Consider the following 20,475-nt stretch of genomic DNA (forward strand, 5'->3'; position numbering starts at 1 on the left):
CTGGGCCGGCCGGCCGGGTGCGACCAATTCGGCCGGACATCCGCTCTCCGTTGACGTGGTCGACGCATTTCGCGCGAATACGCAGATGGTCATCGGAAAAGCGGGCTTGTGGGTCGACCGGTAATGTGCCGTGCGTCGCACCCGATCGAATCCGAGTCTGGCAAGGGTTCAACTTCCGTGCAAGGTGGCTGCGCGATTACCGATCCGAGTGCCGGGTATTTGTCCGAACGGATGAGCAGGGTGTCGTGTCGCACCTTTCCCGCGCTTGGGAAAAGCGTTTCCGTTGTGGTGCGCACGACAATTCCCGCTCGTCTCGCGCGGGGAGCCGCGTCCAGTCCCGCGTCGGCGTCCGGGCGCGGCGAACCATCGCGGGGCGGGTTCGGCACGGCGGGCCGGGCGGCCGGGGACGGCCCCGGGCCGGGTCGGTGCGCCCGAAGGTGGTGGGTTTGCCGGGACGCCCGAACGGGGCATTGACGGTGATCCGCTAGGCCCGGTAGACCTTGGTGATGGAGGCGCACGGATGAGGAAAGCCCCGCTCACGTTGGAACAGCTCCGGGTCGCCGTCGCCGAGGGCGAGATCGACACGGTGGTGCTCGCCCTGACCGACATGCAGGGCCGCCTCCAGGGCAAACGGTTCCACGCCCCGTTCTTCCTCGACCAGGTGGTGGCCAACGGCAGCGAGGGCTGCAACTACCTGCTCGCCGTGGACGTCGACATGAACACCGTCGACGGCTACGCGATGTCGAGCTGGGAACGCGGCTACGGCGACTTCGCCATGCGCCCCGACCTGTCCACCCTGCGCCGGATGCCCTGGCAGCCGGGCAGCGTCCTGCTCCTGGCCGACCTGGAGTGGCTGGACGGCTCCGGCCCGGTGGTCGCCTCGCCCCGGCAGATCCTGCGCCGGCAGCTCGACCGGCTGGCCGACCACGGGCTCACCGGGTACGCCGGCACCGAGCTGGAGTTCGTCCTCTACCGCGACTCGTACGAGGAGGCCTGGCAGCGCGGCTACCGCGACCTCACCCCGGCCAACCAGTACAACGTCGACTACTCGCTGCTCGGCACCGCCCGGGTGGAGCCGCTGCTGCGCCGCATCCGCACCGAGATGGCCGGCGCGGGGCTCACCCCGGAGAGCGCCAAGGGCGAGTGCAACCTCGGCCAGCACGAGATCGCCTTCCGCTACGACGAGGCGGTGGCCTGCGCCGACCACCACGTGATCTACAAGAACGGGGCCAAGGAGATCGCCGCCCAGGAGGGTGTGTCGATCACCTTCATGGCCAAGCCGAACGCCCGGGAGGGCAACTCCTGCCACATCCACTTCTCGCTGCGTGACGTCGACGGCCGCTCGGCGATGCTCGGCGACGGGCCGGCGCAGCTCAGCGTGACCGGCCAGCGGGTGCTGGCCGGGCTGCTCGCCACCATGCGCGAGATGAGCCTGCTCTTCGCCCCGAACATCAACTCCTACAAGCGTTACCAGCCCGGCTCGTTCGCGCCGACCGCGCTGCGCTGGGGCACCGACAACCGCACCTGCGCGCTGCGGCTGGTCGGCCACGGGCAGGGCATGCGGGTGGAGAACCGGGTGCCCGGCGCGGACGTCAACCCGTACCTGGCGATCGCCGCCCTGGTCGCCGGGGCGGTGCACGGCATCGAGCAGGAGCTGGAGCTGGCCGACGAGTGCACCGGCAACGCCTACGACGACCCGACCGCCGAACGGGTCCCGGCCACCCTCCGCGACGCGCTGACCCTCTGGGAGGGCTCCGAGACCGCCCGGACGGCCTTCGGCCCCGAGGTGCACGCCCACTACGCCAACATGGCCCGGATCGAGCTGGCCGCCTTCGACGCCGCCGTCACCGACTGGGAACTGACCCGGGGTTTCGAACGGCTCTGACCCCTGCCGCGTCCGCAGCCGCCGTGCGATCGTGGTGCGGGGCCGGACGCCGGGGCTCCGGGACCGACGAGGAAGGGCGGACGCGGTGACGCAGGTGCTCGATCCGGCCAGCGGGACGGTGGTCGCGGAGGTGCCGGCGACCGGGCCGGGGGAGGTGGACGCCGCGATCGCGCGGGCGGCCGCCGCGTTCGAGACGTGGCGGCAGGTCGCGCCCGGGGACCGGGGACGCCTCCTGCGGCGGTTCGCCGCGCTGGTCGACACCCACCGCGAGGAGTTGGCGCAGCTGGAGGTGCGCAACGCGGGGCACACCATCGGCAACGCGCGCTGGGAGGCGGGCAACGTCCGCGACGTGCTCGACTACTACGCGGGGGCGCCGGAGCGGCTGACCGGGCAGCAGATCCCGGTGCCCGGCGGCTGGGACGTCACGTTCCACGAGCCGCTCGGTGTGGTCGGGGTGATCGTGCCGTGGAACTTCCCGATGCCGATCGCCGGCTGGGGTTTCGCCCCGGCGCTGGCCGCCGGCAACACGGTGCTGCTCAAGCCCGCCGAGCTGACCCCGCTGACCGCGCTGCGGCTGGCCGAGCTGGGGTTGGCCGCCGGCCTGCCGGAAGGGGTGTTCACCGTGCTGCCCGGCCGGGGGGACGTGGTCGGCGAGCGCTTCGTCACCCACCCGGCCGTCCGCAAGGTCTGCTTCACCGGCTCCACCGAGGTCGGCACCCGGATCATGGCCGGCTGCGCCGCCCAGGTGAAGCGGGTCACCCTGGAGCTGGGCGGCAAGAGCGCCAACCTGGTCTTCGCCGACGCCGACTTGGAAAAGGCGGCGGCCACCGCGCCGTACGCGGTGTTCGACAACGCCGGCCAGGACTGCTGCGCCCGCTCCCGCATCCTGGTGCAGCGCCCGGTCTACGACCGGTTCCTGGAACTGCTCGAACCGGCGGTACGGGCGTTCCGGGTGGAGGACCCGGCCGCCGAGACCGCCGAGATGGGCCCGCTGATCTCCGCCGCCCACCGGGACCGGGTCGCCGGCTACCTCGACGGCGCGACGGTCGCCTTCACCGGCGCCCGCCCCGACGGCCCCGGCTTCTGGCACGCCCCGACGGTGCTGCTCGCCGACTCCCCGGCCGACCGGCACTGGCGGGAGGAGATCTTCGGGCCGGTCGTCTCGGTGCTCCCGTTCGACGACGAGGCCGATGCGGTCCGGCTCGCCAACGACACCGAGTACGGCCTGTCCGGCTCGATCTGGACCCGGGACGTCGGGCGGGCGCTGCGGCTGGCCCGCGCGGTGGAGGCGGGCAACCTGAGCGTCAACTCGCACTCCTCGGTGCGCTACTGGACCCCGTTCGGTGGGATGAAACGTTCCGGGCTCGGCCGTGAGCTGGGACCGGACGCGTTGCACGCCTTCACCGACGTCAAGAACGTCTTCATCAGCACAGAGGAGTGAGGCGCGTGCAGGGTCGGCTACAGGACCGGGTCGCCGTGGTGACCGGGGCGGGCAGCGGGATCGGGTTGGCCACCGTGCGGCGGTTCGCCGCCGAGGGGGCCCGGGTGGTCTGCGTCGACATCGACGACGAGGCCGGCGGGCGGGTCGCCGAGGAGGTCGGCGGGGAGTACGTCCACACCGACGTGGCCGACGAGGCGGCCGTGCGGAGCCTCTTCGACGGGGTCGCCGAGCGGCACGGCCGGGTCGACGTGGCGTTCAACAACGCGGGCATCTCCCCGCCCGACGACGACTCGATCCTCGACACCGGCCTGGACGCCTGGGAGCGGGTGCTGCGGGTCAACACCACCAGCGTCTACCTGTGCTGCAAGTACGCCATCCCGCACATGCGCCGGCAGGGCAAGGGCTCGATCATCAACACCGCCTCCTTCGTGGCACTGATGGGGGCGGCCACCTCGCAGATCGCGTACACCGCGAGCAAGGGCGGGGTGCTGGCGATGACCCGGGAGCTGGGCGTGCAGTTCGCCCGGGAGGGCATCCGGGTCAACGCGCTCTGCCCCGGCCCGGTCGCCACCCCGCTGCTGCTGGAGCTGTTCGCCGCCGACCCGGAGCGGGCCGCCCGCCGCCTCGTCCACGTGCCGATGGGCCGGTTCGGCGCACCGGAGGAGATCGCCGCCGCGGTGGCGTTCCTGGCCAGCGACGACTCGTCGTTCATGACCGCCGCGCAGTTCGTGGTCGACGGCGGCATCACCGGCGCGTACGTCACACCCCTGTGAGCGGGCCGGCTGGCGATCCCGCCGGGCCGCCGGTCCGCGCCGCCCGGCCCGGGGAGACCGGCCGGCGGTCCCGTCCGCTGATCGGGATCACCGGGTACGTCGAGCCGGCGAGCTGGGCGGTCTGGCGGGGCGTCCCGGCGTCGCTGGTGCCGCAGGCGTACGTCCGTTCGGTGACCGCCGCCGGTGGTCGGGCCGTGGTGCTGCCCCCGGACGACCTGGACGCCGACGTGGTCGACGTCCTGGACGGGCTGCTGCTGGCCGGCGGTGCGGACGTCGGCCCGGAGCGGTACGGCCAACCGGTGGACCCGCGTACCGAGCCCCGGCCGGACCGGGACGCCGGGGAGTGGGCCCTGCTGGCCGCCGCGCTCGCCGTCGACCTGCCGGTGCTCGGGGTGTGCCGGGGCATGCAGTTGCTGGCCGTCGCGCACGGTGGGTCGCTGCACCAGCACCTGCCGGACGTGGTGGGTCACGACCGGCACCGTCCCGCCCCCGGTGTGTACGGGGCGCACCCGGTCCGGTTCGCTCCGGGGAGCCGGACGGCGGCGGTGCTGGCCGGGGTGGACCGGGTCAACTCGTACCACCATCAGGCGGTGGCCGACCCGGGTCGGCTCACCGTCACCGGCTGGGCCGACGACGCGGTGGCGGAGGCGGTGGAGGACCCGGCGCGACGGTTCCTGCTGGGGGTGCAGTGGCATCCGGAGAACGACGACGACCCGCGCCCGGTGACCGCCCTGGTCCGGGCGGCCCGGGGATCCTGACACTTCCCATGATGCGGGATACCTGTCCCGAAATGCGGTCGGCGGCGGAAGTATGGACGGCATGGGGACGGTGTATCCGGCGCTCGACGGGCGGCTGCGGGAGTTCGTCGAGGCGCAGCCGATGTTCTTCGTGGCCACCGCGCCCAGTGGCGCGCAGGGGCACGTCAACGTCTCGCCCAAGGGGATGCGGGGCACCTTCGTGGTGCTCGGCCCGCACCGGGTGGCCTGGCTCGACTACCACGGCAGCGGTGCGGAGACGATCGCCCACCTGCGGGACAACGGTCGGATCACGCTGATGTTCTGCGCCTTCGACGGCCCACCGAAGATCCTCCGGCTGCACGGGCGGGGTGTCGCCACCCCCGTCACCGACCCGGGCTTCGGCGCACTGCTGGCCGACTTCCCCGAGCCGCCGGACCTGCACGCCGTCCGGGCCGTGATCGGGGTGACGGTGGAGCGGGTCAGCGACTCCTGCGGCTACGCGGTGCCCCTGATGGACTATCGCGGCGACCGGGACCTGTTGGTCACGTCACACTCCCGGCGTACCGCCGAGGATCTGGTCACCTACCGGGCGACGAAGAACGCGGCCAGCATCGACGGCCTGCCGGTCTTCTGAGCCCTGCCCGGCTGTGCCCCCGCCGGTCCCACCGTGCAGGGACGGGCAGTTGACGGCAGGATGAGGCGCGGGTTACCAGCGTCTGCCGGAACCGGTGCGTTACGTTCCTGATCCGTCGGGGTAGAAGACGGGACGCGGCCGGCGTCAGCCGAGGCGTTTGGGGGGCACGACCGGCCGAAGCAGGGGGCGCGGATGAGCTCGGCCCGTGGGGGCGAGGACGGCCGAGGGTTGTCCGCACTGTCCGCCGACCGCACCCTCCCGCCATGGCTGGCCGGGGCCTTCGCGGCGGGTGGCGAGATGGGCCGCCGGCTGCGCGAACACGACTGGGCGGCCAGCCCGTTGGGGAGCCCCGACACCTGGCCGGCGGCGCTGAGCCACGCGATCGGCATGATGCTCTCGTCCCGGGCCCAGATCGTGATGTTCTGGGGCCCCGAGCAGTTGGCCTTCTACAACGACGCCTACCGGCCCACCATCGGCGACAAGCACCCGCACGCGCTCGGCCGGCCGGCGCGGGAGCACTGGGTGGAGACCTGGGAGGTGCTCGGCCCGCTGCTGGACGGGGTACGCCGCACCGGCGAGTCCTACCGGGGCGAGGACCACCCGTTCCTGCTCGACCGGCACGGCTTCGTCGAGCAGGTCTACTTCGACATCTCCTACGACCCGATCCGGGACGACGACGGCAGCGTCAACGGCGTCTTCTGCTTCGTCAACGAGACCACCGGCCGGGTCATCGGGGAACGTCGACTGCGGGCGCTGGCCGAACTCGGTTCCCGGCTCGGCGCGGCCAGCAGCATGGCGGAGCTGGGACAGCTCACGGCGGCGGTGCTGGACGGGTACCGGGCGGACGTACCCTTCGCCCTGATCCACCTGACCGACGAGACCGGCCGTCCGGTGCTGGCCGGAGTCAGCGGCGTCGATCCGGCCCGGGTGCCGGCCGAGCTGCCCGCGGCGCTGTCCCGGGTCGCCGCCGGTGGGGTCGCCGACGAGATCGACGTGGCCGCGCTGTTCGGCACGGTGCCGGACGGCGTCGCCGAGCGGGCCCTGGTGCTGCCGGTGACGGCCACCAGTGAGCCGGCCGGGGCGCTGGTGGTGGGCCGGTCCGACCGGCTGCCGTGCAACGACGAGCACCGCGACTTCGTCGGCCTGATCGCCGCGCAGGTCTCCCGGTTGGTCGGCCAGCAGCGGGTGTACGAGCAGGAGCGGGTCCGCGCCGCCGAACTGGCCGCGCTGGACCGCGCCAAGACCAACTTCTTCGCCAACGTCAGCCACGAGTTCCGCACCCCGCTGACCCTGGTCCTCGGCCCGTTGGAGGACATGCTGGCCGACCCGACGCTGCCCGCGTCGCACCTCGACCGGCTCACCGTGATGCACCGCAATGCGCTGCGCCTGCTCAAGCTGGTCAACACGGTGCTCGACTTCTCCCGGCTGGAGTCCGGCCGGCTGGCCGCCCACTACCAGCCCACCGACCTCGCGGAGTACACCTCCCGGCTGGCCAGCACCTTCCGCTCCGCGATGGCGCGGGCCGGGCTGCGGCTCGTGGTGGACTGCCCGCCGCTGCCCGCACCGGTCTTCCTGGACCGGGACATGTGGGAGAAGATCGTCCTCAACCTGCTCTCCAACGCGCTGAAGTTCACCTTCGACGGGGAGATCCGGGTGCGGGTGCGCACGGTGGACGGCGCGGCCCGGCTGGAAGTGTCCGACACCGGGGTGGGCATCGTCGCCGGGGAACTGCCGCACGTCTTCGAGCGGTTCCACCGGGTGCCGGGGGCGCGGTCACGCACCCACGAGGGCACCGGGATCGGGCTGGCCCTGGTCCGGGAGTTGGTCGAGATGCACGGCGGCACGGTGGTCGCCGCGAGCCGGGTCGACCAGGGCAGCACCTTCACGGTGACCGTGCCGTTCGGCGCCGCGCACCTGCCTGCCGACCGGGTCGCCGACGCCGCGCCGCTGCCTACCGCCGGGTCGTCGCAGGCGCCGCTCTACGTCGCGGAGACCGCGTTGTGGACCGACGGTGGGCAGGCCGCCCCGGCCGGCGGCGGCACCGGGCGGGCGGGCCGGGTCCTGCTCGCCGACGACAACGCCGACCTGCGCGAACACGTCACGCGCCTGCTCAGCCCCGAGTACGAGGTGGTGGCCGTGCCGGACGGCGTGGTGGCCCTCCAGGAGGCCACCGGGAGCCCCTTCGACCTGGTGCTCACCGACGTGATGATGCCCCGGCTGGACGGTTTCGGCCTGGTCACCGCGTTGCGGGCGAACCCGGGCACCCGGCACGTGCCGATCGTGCTGCTCTCCGCGCGGGCCGGCTCCGCCGAGGTGGGCGCCGGCCTCTCGGTGGGCGCCGACGACTACCTCACCAAGCCGTTCTCCGGCGCGGAGCTGATCGCCCGGGTCCGGGCCAACGTCGAGCTGGGTCAGCTGCGCGGGCAGATCATCCGCCGGCTGCGGGCGCTCGCCGACGCGGCCGTGGCGGTCAACACCGCGAAGTCCACCGCCGAGGTGGTCCAGGTCGCCGCCCGGCACGCCCTGCACCTGGCCGAGGCGGCCCGGGTGCTGGTCACCACGGTCACCGGCGCACGCCACGAGGCCGACGGTGGCGGCGCCGCTGCCACCGAGCCGTCGCAGGTGCTGCCACTGACCGGCACCGCCGGTGGGCAGCTCGGCGAGCTGCGGGTCTGGCGTCGCGAGGGCGACAGCACCGACCAGGCCGCCGTCGCGGAGCTGGCCCGCCTGGTCGGGGTACGGCTGGAGAACGCCCAGCTCTACGAGGCCGAACACCGCATCGCCACCACCCTCCAGCACAGCCTGCTGCCCCGGTCGCTGCCCCAGTTGCCCGGAGCGCTGGTGGCCAGCCGCTACCTGCCCGGCAGCACCGACGTCGAGGTCGGCGGCGACTGGTACGACGTGATCGGCATCGGCGACGACGAGGTGGTGCTGGTCATCGGCGACGTGGTCGGCAAGGGCGTCCGGGCCGCCGCGGCGATGGGTCAGCTCCGCAACGGTCTGCGGGCGTACCTGCTGGAGGGGTACGACCCGGGACAGTCGTTGACCCGGCTCAACCGGCTGGTCGGCTCGACCGAGCGGCAGTCGTTCGCCACCGTGTTCTGCCTCTCCTTCGCTGTGCGCACCGGCCGGCTGCGGTACGCCAGCGCCGGTCATCCGTCCCCCCTGCTGATCCGAGGAGACGACGTGGCATTCCTGCACGAGCGGGCTCTCGGGCCGCCGATCGGGGCGATCGCCGGCACCGACTACCGCACCGTCGAGGGCGAACTGGCCCCCGGCGGTCGGCTGCTGCTCTACACCGACGGCCTGATCGAGGACCGCCAGGCCGGCATCGACGCGGCACTGGCCCAACTCCGGGCGGACGCCGGCACCGGCGGTGAGCACATCACCGACCTGGTGGACGCGGTGGTGCGGCGGGTCGACGGGCGCACCCGGCACGACGACGTCGCGGTGCTGGCCCTGGAGGCCGCCGAGCTGAACCGCTTCGCGCTGCGGCTGCCCGCCGACCCGACCCAGCTGAGCGTGCTGCGCAAGCGACTGGAGGACTTCCTGGTCGCCCACTCCGTCGGCGAGAACGACCTGTTCGACCTGATCGTCGCCGTCTCCGAGGCCGCCGCCAACGCCATCGAGCACCCGGTCGCGCCGGTCCGGCCGATGATCGGCGTCGAGGTCACGATCGTCGACCGCACGGTGGTGGCGACGGTGCGCGACAGCGGCCGGTGGCGCGAGTCGACCGGGGCGGGTTTCCGGGGCCGGGGACTCGCGTTGATCGAGGCGCTGGGCGAGCTGACGGTACGGCGTACCGACGAGGGGACCGAGGTGTCGCTGCGCCGCCGGCTGGCCGACTGAGCCGGGCCGGCGCGGACCCCTGGGTGGGCGTCGGCGGCGTGGTCCGGGCGCGGCGCGGAGGTGGAACCGGTCGGTCAGGTCGGGCGGAGCCAGTCCTGACCGCCGAGGCCGGAGATCTCCAACACCCGGCTGACCTGCCGGGACGGGAACACGGTCAGCGCGCCGGGAAACCGCCGGGCGAGCTGGACCACGGCGTGGATGGCGGCGGAGTCGAAGAAGGTGACCGCGCGCAGATCCAGGGTGACCTGCCGGGCCGGCTCCCGGAGCGCGGTCTGCATCATGGTGTCGGCGGTGGCCATGTCGACCTCACCGGTCACCGTGACGTGGACGTGGTCACCTGCCAGCTCCGCGCTCGCGGAGAACACCGGAGGTGCGCCCCCTAGATCCACGAAGCCACAATGGCACAGCCCGGTGGCCACAGCAACAACCGACGGGCCGGCCACGGCACGGCGGTCCGGACGCCCGGAGATAGTCTGTCGTCATGACCGTCCGTGCCCCGTTGACCCCAGGCACGCTCTCCCCGTGGCGAGCGGTCCCTGGGCACATCGCCCGACCGGAGTACGTGGGCAAGACGCAACCACAGCAGTGGCGCGGCTCGCACGTGCAGACCCCGGAGACCATCGAGAAGATGCGGGTCGCCGGCCGGTTGGCGGCGCAGGCCACCCAGCTCGCCGGTGCGCACTGCAAGCCCGGGGTGACCACCGACGAGATCGACCGGGTGGTGCACGAGTTCCTCGTCGACCACGGCGCGTACCCCTCGACGCTGGGCTACAAGGGCTTCCCCAAGTCCTGCTGCACCAGCATCAACGAGGTGATCTGCCACGGCATCCCCGACTCCACAGTGCTCGCCGACGGCGACATCATCAACGTCGACGTCACGGCCTACCTCGACGGGGTGCACGGCGACACCGACGCCACCTTCTGCGTGGGCGCGGTCAGCGAGGAGGCCCGGGTGCTGGTCGAACGCACCCACGAGGCGATGATGCGGGGCATCCGGGCGGTCCGCCCCGGCCGGCAGATCAACGCCATCGGCCGGGTCATCGAGTCGTACGCCAAGCGGTTCGGCTACGGGGTGGTCCGCGACTTCACCGGCCACGGCATCGGCGAGGCGTTCCACAGCGGCCTCTACGTGCCGCACTACGACAGCCCCCGGCCGACGGACGTGATGGAGCCGGGCATGACCTTCACCATCGAGCCGATGATCACCCTCGGCACCTACCAGTACGACATGTGGGACGACGGCTGGACGGTCGTCACCAAGGACCGCCGGTGGACCGCCCAGTTCGAGCACACCATCGTCGTCACCGACGACAGCCACGAGATCCTCACCCTGCCGTGACCGAAACCCCTGCGGCGCTGCGCGAGGCGCACCACGCGGACGTGTCCGGCGGGTGGCTGCGGCCGGCCGTCTTCGGCGCGATGGACGGGCTGGTCACCAACATCGCCCTGATCGCCGGGGTCGGCGGCGGTGGGGTGTCCCCGCACAGCATCGTGCTGACCGGCACCGCCGGCCTGGTCGCCGGCGCCATCTCGATGGGCCTGGGCGAATACACCAGCGTCCGTTCGGCCAACGAGCAGGTCGCCGCCGAGGTGGCCAAGGAACGGCGCGAGCTGGAACGGCACCCGGAGGCCGAGGCCCGCGAGCTGTCCGACGCCTGGGTGGCCCGGGGCCTGCCCCGCGACCTGGCCGACCAGGTCGCCGAGGCGGTGCGCCGCAACCCGGAGGAGGCGCTGCGGGTGCACGTCCGGGAGGAGTTGGGCGTCGACCCCGACGAACAACCCAGCCCCTGGGCGGCGGCGATCTCGTCGTTCCTCTGCTTCTCCATCGGCGCGTTGATCCCGCTGCTGAGCTACCTGCTCGGCTCCACCAGCCTCGTGTTGGCGCTCGCCGTCGGCGGGGTGGGACTCTTCGTGGCCGGGGCGGTCGTGGCCCGGTTCACCCACCGCCCGTGGTGGTCCGGCGGACTGCGGCAGTTGCTGCTCGGCGCGGCGGCGGCCGGTGCGACCTACCTGATCGGGATGCTGATCGGGGTCCAGGGCGGTCTCGGCTAGACCGTTGTCGCCGGCAGGGTCGGTCGTCGCGGCCGGTCAGTTGGTCTGCCGGTGCCGGTGCCGGTGCTCAGCGGGTGAGCAGGTCGTCCACCGTGCCGTCGACCGGTCGGCCCCGGGCGGCCAGCTCCTCGGCCTGCCCGGTCAGCACCCGGCCCACCTCGGTCATGTCCGCACCGGCCAGCCCGGTACGCCGTACCGCGTCCCCCGGGTCCCGGAAGTAGGTGCGGCTGAGCAGCCCGTTGACCGTGGCCGCCGCCAGCCGGGCCTCGGCGAGCATCACCAGCGCCTGGTCGGTCTCGTACCACTCGGCGAGCCGGGCGGCGCGGGCGTGCGCCGCCCAGCCCGGGTACCAGGCGTCCCGCGCGGCGGCGCTGAACTCGGCCGGCCGGGCCCGCGCCAACCGGCCCAGGTGCTCGTCGCGCAGGGTCCGCAGCCAGCCGGTCGGGTCGTACAGTGCGACGGTGGTGACGTAGCGGTCGGCGGTCAGCGGCCAGCGCGGGGTCAGCGTCCGGGCCCGCCGCAGGTGGTCGTCGGCACCGGTGACGGTCAGTTCGACAAGCACCCCGTCGATCCGTCGGCTCGACGGAGCCGGCCCGCCGCCCGCCCGGTAGGTGACCAGCAGCAACCCGACCTCGGCGTCCCCGCCGCCGTCGTCGTCGCCGTGCGCCAACGGGCCGTGCACGGCCACCGCGAGGATGTCCGCCGGGAAGCGCCGCCGCGCCGCGTCGGCCGTCCGCCCGGCGACCTGCCAGCGCGGATCGTCCGGGTCCACCCCGGCCGCCGGCTCCGGCAGCGTCACTGTCGACCGGGGCCGGTCGGGGCCAGCCGGAAGATGTGGATCTCCCGGCCGCCGGCCCGCCGCACGTACGTCCGGTATGCCGGCCACTCGGTGACCAGCAACTGCCAGAGCCGCTCCCGCTCGGCCCCGGTGGCCAGATCGGCCCGGACGGCGAGCCGGCGACCCTTGACGGCCACCTCCGCCTGGGGCCGGGCGCGCAGGTTGAGCACCCAACCCGGCTGGCGCGGCTGGCCCCAGTTGGACCCGATCACCACGAAACCGTCGCCGTCCGGCACGTACAGCAGGGGGTTGCTGCGGGGCAGCCCGGAGCGGTGTCCGGTGGTCGTGATGATCAGCGAGGGGACCAGCCCCAGCGCCACCACCCGGCCCCGGGTGAGCCGTCCGACCAACCGGTCGGCGGGGACCAGCAGCCGCATGGCGGTGCCGAACCACTCGTGGTGACCGAGCCGGCGGGTGAGGGTTCCGAGTACGGGCACCCGGCCAGTGTGCCTGGTCGTGGCGGTGTCCGCACCCACCGGTCGAGTCGCACCGGTGGCGGCGGGCCCGTCCGGCCCGCCGCGGTCGGCACTCGGTCCCACCGGCGCTCAGTCCAACCGGCGTTCGACCGCGAGGCGGGAGCGGGTGAACAGGCCGGCACCGAGCATCGCCACCAACGGCACCACCACCAGCACCCCGAGGGTCTGCCAGGGCACCACCATCGGGTACGGCAGCTGGACGGGCCACGCCGCGGCGTACTGGCGGTTCACCGAGGTCAGGATGATCAGTGCGGAGGCGAGGCCGGCGGCGATGCCGAGCACCGAACCCACCACGGCGATCACCCCCGCCTGGCAGAGCGAGAGCACCCGGCGTACCCGAGGACTGGCGCCCACCGCGGCGAGCGTGGAGAGGTCCCGACGACCCTCCGCCGCCGCGAGCCCGGTGGCCACCCCGGCGGCGCCCACCGTGATCACCCCGGCGGCGACGGCCAGCAGGAGCAGCACCGGCCGCTGCTCGGAGGCGGGCGGGCCGCGTTCCACCTCCGCCGACACCGGCAGCACCGGCCGCAGCGCGGTGACGGCCCGGTCGATCTGTGCGGGGGCCGGCGCGACGGGGGTGTCGACGGCGAAACCGATCGGCTGCGCGGTCAGGCCGGCCCGGTCCGCGGCGGCCGGGGAGAGCACCAGCCGGTCGACCGGCAGCCCGCCGCGCAGCAGGTATCCGGGGAGGGTGGTCGTGGTCGCCTTCGGTGGACTGGAACCGCCGGTCGACCGCTCGACCCGGACCACCACCCGGCCGTCGGCCAGGTACCGGGGATCGGTCACCACCGCGCCGCCGGCCCGCAGCACGGCGGTGGCCGCCACCAACTCGTCCCGGGGGGCACCGCTGATCACCCCGAGGGCGGTCCCGTCGTCGACCAGGGTGGGCAGGTAGGGGCCGCTCATCGTCCGCGCCAGCGGCACACAGCGCGGGTCGGCCAGCGCCTGCCGGCGCACCGCCGCCGTGCGGTACGACTCCCCGTCGTAGGGGCAGGTCCGCTCCGGTGGGAGCACCGGCGTTACCGAGCAGTACCCGTCCGGGTCCTCGTCGACGCAGCCCGGCACCGCCAGCGGTAGCACCGCTGCGGGCCCCAACTCGGCCCGGACCCGCTCGGTGACCAGTGGTAGCGGGGGCAGCGGGCCGGTGCCGTCCCGGTCCGCCCGCCACAGCAGCACCCGACCCGGCGGCAGAGCCGGTTGCCACTCGGCCCGGTTGCGCGCGTCGTCGCTGGCCACGTAGACGCCGAGGGCGACGCTGCCGGCGACGGCGGCCATCACCGCCGAGATGGCCGGGGCGGCCGAGGAACGGTTACGGCTGGCGTCGCGCAGCGCGATCCGGGGCGCCGGTGGCAGCAACCGACCGAGCCGGGCGAGCAGCCCGATCAGCGTGGGAGTGGCGAAGACGAGGCCCAACTCGCCCAGGATCAGCCCGGTGAGGATCAGCGGGGTGTTGCTCCGGCCGGCCCCGAGGAAGGCGGCCCCGGTACCCAACGCGGTGAGCAGCACCCCGAGGAACAGCCAGCGGCGGCGGTGCGGCGGTGCGGCCCGGCGACCGGCCAACCCGGCCACCACGTCCTGCCGGGCGGCGGTCAGCGCCGGGGCGAGCGCGGCCAGCACCCCGGCCAGCACCGCGACGGCCGCGATCGCGGCGAGCGCCGCCGGGAAGACCCGGTAACCGCCGCTGCGCTCGCCCAGCACATAGACCTCGACCAGCGGTCGGGCGGTGAACGCGGTGGTGACGCCGAGCAGCAGCCCGAGCGCCGCCCCGAGCCCGCCGAGGACGACCCCGTCGGCGAGCACGATCCGCCGCAGGTGCACCGGGTCGCCGCCGGCCACCGCGACCAGCGCCAGGTCCCGCCGCCGACGGCGGACCCCGACCGCGAAGGCCGGACCGACCAGCAGGACGACCTCCAGCAGGCCGAGCCCACCGACCAGCACCGTGTTGCTCGCCGCCACCGGGTCGGGCAGGGCGGCGCGCGGTTCCTGCGTGTCGGACGGCTGCCCGCTGGGCACCGGCGTCCGGGCACCGATCGTGACGCCGTGCGCGTTGAGTCGCTCCACCAGGGCGGCGTCCGGGACACCGGGGAGGTCGACCAGCCAACTGTTGTCGTAGCTGTCACGACTGACACGGGCCAGCCCGCCCGGTGTCAGGGCCACCACCTCACCCAGTTGGTCGGGGAACTCCACCACGCCGACCACCCGCCAGCGGCCGGAACCGTCGGCGGCGGCGACCGTCCCACCGACCCGTACGCCCAGTCGCCTGGCGGCCTGTTCGCTGACCGCGACCTCGTCGGAGGCGGCGGGCACCCGACCGGAGCGCAGGCGCACCGTCGACCGGGGCAGCGGGTCGGTAAGGTCCAGCGCCCGCCCGTCCAGCGTGATGGTCCGATCACCGATCCGGACCTCGAACGGCACCCACCAGCTGACCTGGCTGGCCCGGCTACCAGGGGGCAGCAGCGCCTCGACCGCCGCCCGGCTCACCGGCCGCTCCCGGGTCACCTGCTCACCCTCGCGGGCCCAGTTCGCCTCGCCCCAGGGGTCCTGGTGGAGTGGGTTCTCCGCCACCCAGCGCACCTCGACGTCAGCGGCACCGAGCCGCTGGTCGAACTGTTCCACCCGGGTGAGGTCGGCCATGTCGTAGGTGACCGCGACGAAACTCAACGCCAGCACGGGCAGCGCGATCATCGCCAGCACCAGCGCGGTGCGCCCCCGGGCCCGGCGGGCCTCCCGCCGGGCGATCCGCAGCGCCGCCCGCCACGACCCGACCGTCTCGCCGAGCCGACCGGACAGTCCGGGCCGGCGTCGCGGGCCGGCCGGGTCGAGGTGACCGGTCGATCCGGCGGTCGGGTCCGGTCGGGGCCGCTGGTCCGCCCGATCGGTCCGGTCGACCCGGGTGGGGCGGTGCGGCCGGTCGGGGCGGTGCGGCCCGCTCACCGGCCGCTGCCGGAGAGCAGGTGCTCGACCCCGGTCAGTGGGGCGGTGGAGTCGACCATGACGCCGTCGCGGAGGAAGACCACCCGGTCCGCCCAGCCCGCGTGCCGGGCCTCGTGGGTCACCAGCACCCCGGCTGCGCCCGCGTCGACCCGGCGGCGCAGCAGGTGCAGCACCGCCTCCCCGGTCTGCGAGTCCAGCGCCCCGGTGGGCTCGTCGGCCAGCACCAGCCGCCGCTCGCCGACCAGTGCCCGGGCGATCGCCACCCGTTGCTGCTGCCCCCCGGACATCTGGTCCGGGAAGCGTGCGCCGAGCCCGGTCAGGCTCACCTCGTCCAGGGCCGCCAGAGCGGCCCGCCGGGCCTGCCGCACCCCGACGCCGTCGAGTTCGAGGGGGAGGGCGATGTTCTCCACGGCGGTGAGGCTGCCGAGCAGGTTCAGATCCTGGAAGACGTAGCCGATCCGGCGACGACGCAGCCGGGCCAGCCGCCGACCGTTCAACGCCCCCAGCTGCTCTCCCTCGACCAGCACCTCACCGGCGGTCGGCCGGTCGAGCCCGCCGGCCAGGGTGAGCAGGGTCGACTTGCCGGAGCCGGAGGGACCCATCACGGCCACCAGTTCACCCGGTCGAACGGTGAGGCTGACCCCGCGCAGCGCGTGCACCGCCGCCTCCCCGTCGCCGTGGGTGCGGTGGACGTCGCGCAGTTCGAGCACCGCACAGTCCGGGCCGGTCACCGGTGCGCCTCCTCGTCGGCCCGGTCCACCACCTCCGGCGGTGACCCGCTGCGTGCGGTGGGCGCCGCCGGTCGGTGCCGGACCAGGCTGGTCTCGCAGTGGTCGAGCCAGCGGATCTCCGCCTCGGCCTGGAACATCATGGCGTCCAGCACCAGCCGCCAGGGCAGGTCCTCGGGCCGGTCGCTGGTGTACTTCAGCCGGGTCAGCTCCTGCAGGGTACGCATGGTGGCGCTGCGCTGGGTCTGCACCACGGCCCGGACGTCCACCCCGGGGGTGGTCAGCGCCAGGGCCAACTTGATGGACAGTTCGTCCCGGGGCCGGTCGTTGCGGCTGATCGGGGTGACGAACCACAGCGCCAGGTCCGCCCGTCCGGCATCGGTGATCTCGTACGGCCGCTGGCCGCCCTCGTGCTCGGGCAGCGAGCGGACCAGGCCGTCGCGTTCCAGCCGGTTGAGGGTGGTGTAGACCTGCCCGATGTTCAGCGGCCAGGTCGAGCCGGTCGACTCCTCGAACGCGGCCCGGAGTTGGTAGCCGTACATCTGGCCGCGCTCGAGCAGGGCGAGCAGGCCGTGACGGATGGACATGGCAACGGAGTATGCATACCCCGTATGCGGACCGCAACCGCTGCGCGTGCGGGACAGCCCTGCAAACCCGCTGAATCAGTCGAATAAGGCGGAAAACCCCGACCGGGCGGGGGTGATCTGTCTCTCCGGGAAATCGTGTCGACGCCGGCCCGGCACGTCGGCCGGTCGGTGCGGTGGCCCGGCGGCCGGTTCGGTGGGTCGTCCAGGTGGGTCGGTTCGGTGGGTCGGTCAGGCGGATTGGTCCGGTGGGTCGGGTCGGTGGGGCGGTCCGGTGGTCAGGCGGGGCGGCCGGGGAAGGGGACGGTCAGCGGGGTGATCCCGGCGCTGCGCCGCCACCGGGTGGCCCGTACCGCGCAGTCGGTCAGCGCGTTGAGTGCCCGGGTGCGGTCCGCGCCGGTGGTGACCGGCAGCGCCGCCCGCCAGAACGCCGCGGTGCGGTCCTCCACCTGCACCGCCAGCCGCAACGCGCTGGCCCGGTCGGTGACCGGGAACGGCAGTGCGTAGCCGGCCTGATCGGCGGGGACGGTGCCGCCGGTGGCGCTGAGTTGGAGCACCAGCGCGTCACGTCGGGCCCGGTGGGCGGCTTCGGCGGTGCGGGCTGCCCGCCGGTCCGCGTCGGTGAGTCGTACCCCGATCGGGCCGTAGGCGTAGATCGCGGCGTACTCGGCGGCCAACGCGCCGGCGAGCGCGTCGCCGGGCGCGGCCGGGGCGGTCCGGCGGTTCACTTCAGCGCCTCCAGGTGGGTGGCCCGGGCGGCGGCGATCGTACCGAGCAGCGCGGCCCGGTCGCCCGGCGCGTCGGCGCACGCCTTCGCCGCGTTGTCCCGGCCGCTCTGTTCGGCGGCCCGCAGCTCGGCCAGGAGGGTGTTCCGCGCGCCGTCGACGACGGTCGGGCCCGGTGCCGCCGGGCCGGAGGGTTCGGGGCGGCCGATCAGCCGGCGCAGCTCGTCGGCGTGCGCGGTGTGCGCGTCGGCGATCGGGGTGAGCCGGTCGGCCAGCCCCGGATCGGCGGTGATCGCGGCCCGGTGCCGGGCGGCCAGCTCCCGGGACTCGGCCGCCAGGGGTTCCAGCGGGTCGGGTGGTGGGGTGGGTCCGTCCCGGTCGAGGAGACCACACCCGGTCAGCGGCACCGCGGCGGCGCCGACCGCCAGTAGCGCACCGGTGCGCAGCACCGTGCGCCGGGATTGCCCCGTTCCGTCGGGGTGCGTCGTTGTTCTGCCCGTGGCCACCGGACAAGTCAACACCATCCGCGTCGACCGCCGGACGACCGCCGTCGGTGCGCCGCCGGGGCCCCCGTCCCGGCGGCGCGTTACGCTCTGCGCAGCCACCGGCGCTGCCGCCCCGGTGGCGTCCCGGCGTGCCGGTCCGACGACCGCCGCCGATCAGCAGAAGGGTGCCCAGATGACGCAGCGTGGCCGTGCCACCCGGCCGGCGGCGCCGACGGGACGATCCCGTCGCACCGACGGCGACCGGGGCGGGGACCGTGCGGGCGCATCGCGGGGCGACCTGGCCGCCCGGCGTACCAAATTGCGCGACGTGATCGCGCCGGTGGTCACCGCGGCGGGCTACGACCTGGAGGACGTCTCCGTCTCCCGGGCCGGCCGCCGGCACGTGGTCCGGGTGATCGTGGACGCCGACGGCGGGATCAACCTGGACGCCGTCGCGGACGTCTCCCGGTTGGTCTCGGCGGCGTTGGACACGGCCGAGGAGGCCGGCGGGGACATCGTGGCGGGGGAGTACCAGTTGGAGGTCAGCTCCCCCGGGGTGGACCGCCCGTTGACCCTGCCCCGGCACTGGCGGCGCAACGCCGGCCGGCTGGTCAAGGTGACCGTCCGGGTCGAGCGGACCGATGCGCAGCCCGCCGTGGACCGTCAGGTCACCGGCCGGGTGGTGGTGGCCGACGACGAGCGCGTGGTGCTGGAGACCGAGTCCGGTCAGGTGGAGCACCGCTACGCCGCGCTCGGCCCCGGCCGGGTGCAGGTCGAGTTCCACCGCCTCGACGAGATCGACGAGGCGGACGAGGTCGACGGCGACGACGACGATGACGAGTCCGACGGCGACGAGCACGACGCCGACGAAGATGACGACGATGATGTGGAGGACGAGGAGAGGTGAACATCGACCTCGCGGCGCTGCGCGCACTGGAGCGCGAGCGGGAGATCCCGTTCGACACGATCCTCGCGGCGATCGAGACCGCGTTGCTGACCGCCTACCGGCACACCGAAGGCGCCGAGTCGCACGCCCGGGTGGAGATCGACCGCAAGAACGGGGCCGCCCTGGTCTACGCCCAGGAGGTGGACGCCGACGGCAGCGTGGTGCGGGAGTGGGACGACACCCCGCACGACTTCGGCCGGATCGCGGCGATGACCGCCAAGCAGGTGATCCTCCAGCGGCTGCGGGAGGCCACCGACGAGGTGCACTTCGGCGAGTACGTCGGCCGCGACGGTGACCTGGTCACCGGCGTGGTGCAGGCGCACGAGGCGCGCAGCGAGAAGGGCATCGTCAGCGTCGACCTCGGCAAGCTGGAGGGCGTGCTCCCGCAGTCCGAGCAGGTGCCCGGCGAGCGGTACACCCACGGCGAGCGGATCCGCTGCGTGGTGGTGCACGTGACCAAGGGGATGCGCGGTCCGCAGATCACCCTGTCCCGGTCCCACCCGGCACTGGTCAAGAAGCTCTTCGCGCTGGAGGTGCCGGAGATCGCCGACGGCACGGTGGAGATCGGGGCGATCGCCCGTGAGGCAGGTCACCGCACCAAGATCGCCGTACGCTCCACCGTCCAGGGCGTGAACGCCAAGGGCGCCTGCATCGGCCCGATGGGCCAGCGGGTCCGCGCCGTGATGAGCGAGCTGCACGGCGAAAAGATCGACATCATCGACTGGTCGGACGACCCGGCCGCCTTCGTCGGCAACGCGCTCTCGCCGGCCAAGGCGTTGCGGGTCGAGGTGGTCGACCTGGCGACCCGCACGGCCCGGGTGACCGTCCCGGACTTCCAGCTCTCCCTCGCCATCGGGCGGGAGGGGCAGAATGCCCGGCTTGCCGCGCGATTGACCGGTTGGCGGATCGACATCCGGTCGGATGCGGAGCAGGCGGGCACCGGCGGTCGGGGCGGTGCCGAGTCTGTCCCGGAGCCGGGCGGAGCGATCTCGGGCGGCTAGGGGTAGACTTCTGCCAGTGGTACGACGCGCGCATCCGGAGCGCACCTGTGTGGGTTGCCGGAAACGTGCGCCGGCCAGCGAATTGCTGCGGATCGTCGCGGTCGGTGACGAGGATGGTCACAGTCTCCGGCCTGATCCGAGCCGCAGTCTGCCGGGTCGGGGAGCGAACATGCACCCGGATCCGGCCTGCTTCGCGCTGGCGGTACGGCGTCGCGCCTTCGGGCGGGCGTTGCGACTCACCGAGGTCCCTGACCACGGTGCCGTCGCGGAGCACGTCGATGCGCCAACCACTACGTCCGGTCAACCCGATCGGGCGAGGGTCGCTAGCAAGGTAGGACGACCGACATGAGCACACGATGAAGTCCCTGAAATGACCAGGCTTCAAGT

General features: G+C 73.8%; 19 protein-coding genes. 11 read left to right on the plus strand and 8 right to left on the minus strand.

The window, feature by feature from the left end:
• Positions 1–520 precede the first annotated feature (520 nt).
• From GA0070216_RS15320 to GA0070216_RS15345, 6 genes are all read left to right on the plus strand, one after another.
• The gene (locus GA0070216_RS15320; RefSeq protein ID WP_091246021.1) at positions 521–1,885 is read left to right on the plus strand and encodes a glutamine synthetase family protein; all 1,365 of its coding nucleotides are present in this window, start codon (positions 521–523) and stop codon (positions 1,883–1,885) included.
• 94 nt (positions 1,886–1,979) lie between these two features.
• Positions 1,980–3,326, plus strand: a complete 1,347-nt coding sequence (locus GA0070216_RS15325) for an aldehyde dehydrogenase family protein (RefSeq protein WP_245722525.1) — start codon at positions 1,980–1,982, stop codon at positions 3,324–3,326.
• A gap of 5 nt (positions 3,327–3,331) precedes the next feature.
• The gene (locus GA0070216_RS15330) at positions 3,332–4,099 is read left to right on the plus strand and encodes a 3-oxoacyl-ACP reductase (RefSeq protein ID WP_091246030.1); all 768 of its coding nucleotides are present in this window, start codon (positions 3,332–3,334) and stop codon (positions 4,097–4,099) included.
• Between the two features lie 77 nt (positions 4,100–4,176).
• Positions 4,177–4,857, plus strand: coding sequence for a gamma-glutamyl-gamma-aminobutyrate hydrolase family protein (locus tag GA0070216_RS15335; RefSeq protein WP_091246263.1), 681 nt, complete (start codon positions 4,177–4,179; stop codon positions 4,855–4,857).
• Positions 4,858–4,918: 61 nt separating this feature from the next.
• A complete protein-coding gene (locus GA0070216_RS15340) occupies positions 4,919–5,470 on the plus strand; it encodes a pyridoxamine 5'-phosphate oxidase family protein (RefSeq protein WP_091246033.1) in 552 nt (183 codons plus the stop codon).
• Between the two features lie 192 nt (positions 5,471–5,662).
• Entirely contained in the window at positions 5,663–9,319 is a 3,657-nt protein-coding gene (locus tag GA0070216_RS15345; protein ID WP_091246036.1) for a SpoIIE family protein phosphatase, read from the plus strand.
• A gap of 74 nt (positions 9,320–9,393) precedes the next feature.
• On the opposite strand, the gene GA0070216_RS15350 is transcribed toward GA0070216_RS15345, so the two are convergent.
• Complete coding sequence (locus tag GA0070216_RS15350) at positions 9,394–9,708, minus strand: STAS domain-containing protein (protein ID WP_245722516.1); 315 nt, start codon at positions 9,706–9,708, stop codon at positions 9,394–9,396.
• Between the two features lie 92 nt (positions 9,709–9,800).
• Here GA0070216_RS15350 and map point away from each other — a divergent pair, with 92 nt between their 5' ends.
• Together map and GA0070216_RS15360 are read left to right on the plus strand one after the other, a co-directional pair.
• Positions 9,801–10,658 (plus strand): type I methionyl aminopeptidase, encoded by an 858-nt coding sequence (map, locus tag GA0070216_RS15355; RefSeq protein WP_091246041.1) that lies wholly within the window; start codon positions 9,801–9,803, stop codon positions 10,656–10,658.
• Entirely contained in the window at positions 10,655–11,371 is a 717-nt protein-coding gene (locus GA0070216_RS15360) for a VIT1/CCC1 transporter family protein (protein WP_091246044.1), read from the plus strand. The genes map and GA0070216_RS15360 overlap by 4 nt, the downstream gene beginning before the upstream one ends.
• Before the next feature lie 67 nt (positions 11,372–11,438).
• Here the strand turns inward: GA0070216_RS15360 and GA0070216_RS15365 are convergent, their stop codons facing one another.
• The 7 genes from GA0070216_RS15365 to GA0070216_RS15395 form a co-directional block, all read right to left on the minus strand.
• Positions 11,439–12,170, minus strand: coding sequence for a nucleotidyltransferase domain-containing protein (locus GA0070216_RS15365; protein WP_245722517.1), 732 nt, complete (start codon positions 12,168–12,170; stop codon positions 11,439–11,441).
• On the minus strand, positions 12,167–12,646 hold the full coding sequence (locus GA0070216_RS15370) for a nitroreductase/quinone reductase family protein (protein ID WP_091246269.1): 480 nt from the start codon (positions 12,644–12,646) through the stop codon (positions 12,167–12,169). The genes GA0070216_RS15365 and GA0070216_RS15370 overlap by 4 nt, the downstream gene beginning before the upstream one ends.
• A 108-nt stretch (positions 12,647–12,754) precedes the next feature.
• The gene (locus GA0070216_RS15375) at positions 12,755–15,619 is read right to left on the minus strand and encodes an FtsX-like permease family protein (RefSeq protein ID WP_245722518.1); all 2,865 of its coding nucleotides are present in this window, start codon (positions 15,617–15,619) and stop codon (positions 12,755–12,757) included.
• Positions 15,616–16,350 (minus strand): ABC transporter ATP-binding protein, encoded by a 735-nt coding sequence (locus GA0070216_RS15380; protein WP_091246047.1) that lies wholly within the window; start codon positions 16,348–16,350, stop codon positions 15,616–15,618. The genes GA0070216_RS15375 and GA0070216_RS15380 overlap by 4 nt, the downstream gene beginning before the upstream one ends.
• Entirely contained in the window at positions 16,347–16,934 is a 588-nt protein-coding gene (locus GA0070216_RS15385) for a PadR family transcriptional regulator (protein WP_091246050.1), read from the minus strand. The genes GA0070216_RS15380 and GA0070216_RS15385 overlap by 4 nt, the downstream gene beginning before the upstream one ends.
• Before the next feature lie 275 nt (positions 16,935–17,209).
• A complete protein-coding gene (locus tag GA0070216_RS15390; protein ID WP_091246055.1) occupies positions 17,210–17,659 on the minus strand; it encodes a ferritin-like domain-containing protein in 450 nt (149 codons plus the stop codon).
• Complete coding sequence (locus GA0070216_RS15395; protein WP_176738980.1) at positions 17,656–18,105, minus strand: hypothetical protein; 450 nt, start codon at positions 18,103–18,105, stop codon at positions 17,656–17,658. Before GA0070216_RS15395 ends, GA0070216_RS15390 begins: the two co-directional genes overlap by 4 nt.
• A 229-nt stretch (positions 18,106–18,334) precedes the next feature.
• Here GA0070216_RS15395 and rimP point away from each other — a divergent pair, with 229 nt between their 5' ends.
• The 3 genes from rimP to GA0070216_RS15410 are packed head-to-tail and all read left to right on the plus strand — an operon-like array spanning position 18,335 to position 20,437.
• The gene (gene rimP, locus GA0070216_RS15400; protein WP_091246279.1) at positions 18,335–19,048 is read left to right on the plus strand and encodes a ribosome maturation factor RimP; all 714 of its coding nucleotides are present in this window, start codon (positions 18,335–18,337) and stop codon (positions 19,046–19,048) included.
• Positions 19,045–20,088, plus strand: a complete 1,044-nt coding sequence (gene nusA / locus GA0070216_RS15405; RefSeq protein ID WP_091246059.1) for a transcription termination factor NusA — start codon at positions 19,045–19,047, stop codon at positions 20,086–20,088. Before rimP ends, nusA begins: the two co-directional genes overlap by 4 nt.
• Positions 20,089–20,104: 16 nt before the next feature.
• Positions 20,105–20,437, plus strand: coding sequence for a YlxR family protein (locus GA0070216_RS15410; protein ID WP_091246062.1), 333 nt, complete (start codon positions 20,105–20,107; stop codon positions 20,435–20,437).
• The last annotated feature ends 38 nt before the right edge of the window (positions 20,438–20,475 follow it).

The organism is Micromonospora matsumotoense (assembly GCF_900091525.1).
Lineage (GTDB): Bacteria > Actinomycetota > Actinomycetes > Mycobacteriales > Micromonosporaceae > Micromonospora > Micromonospora matsumotoensis.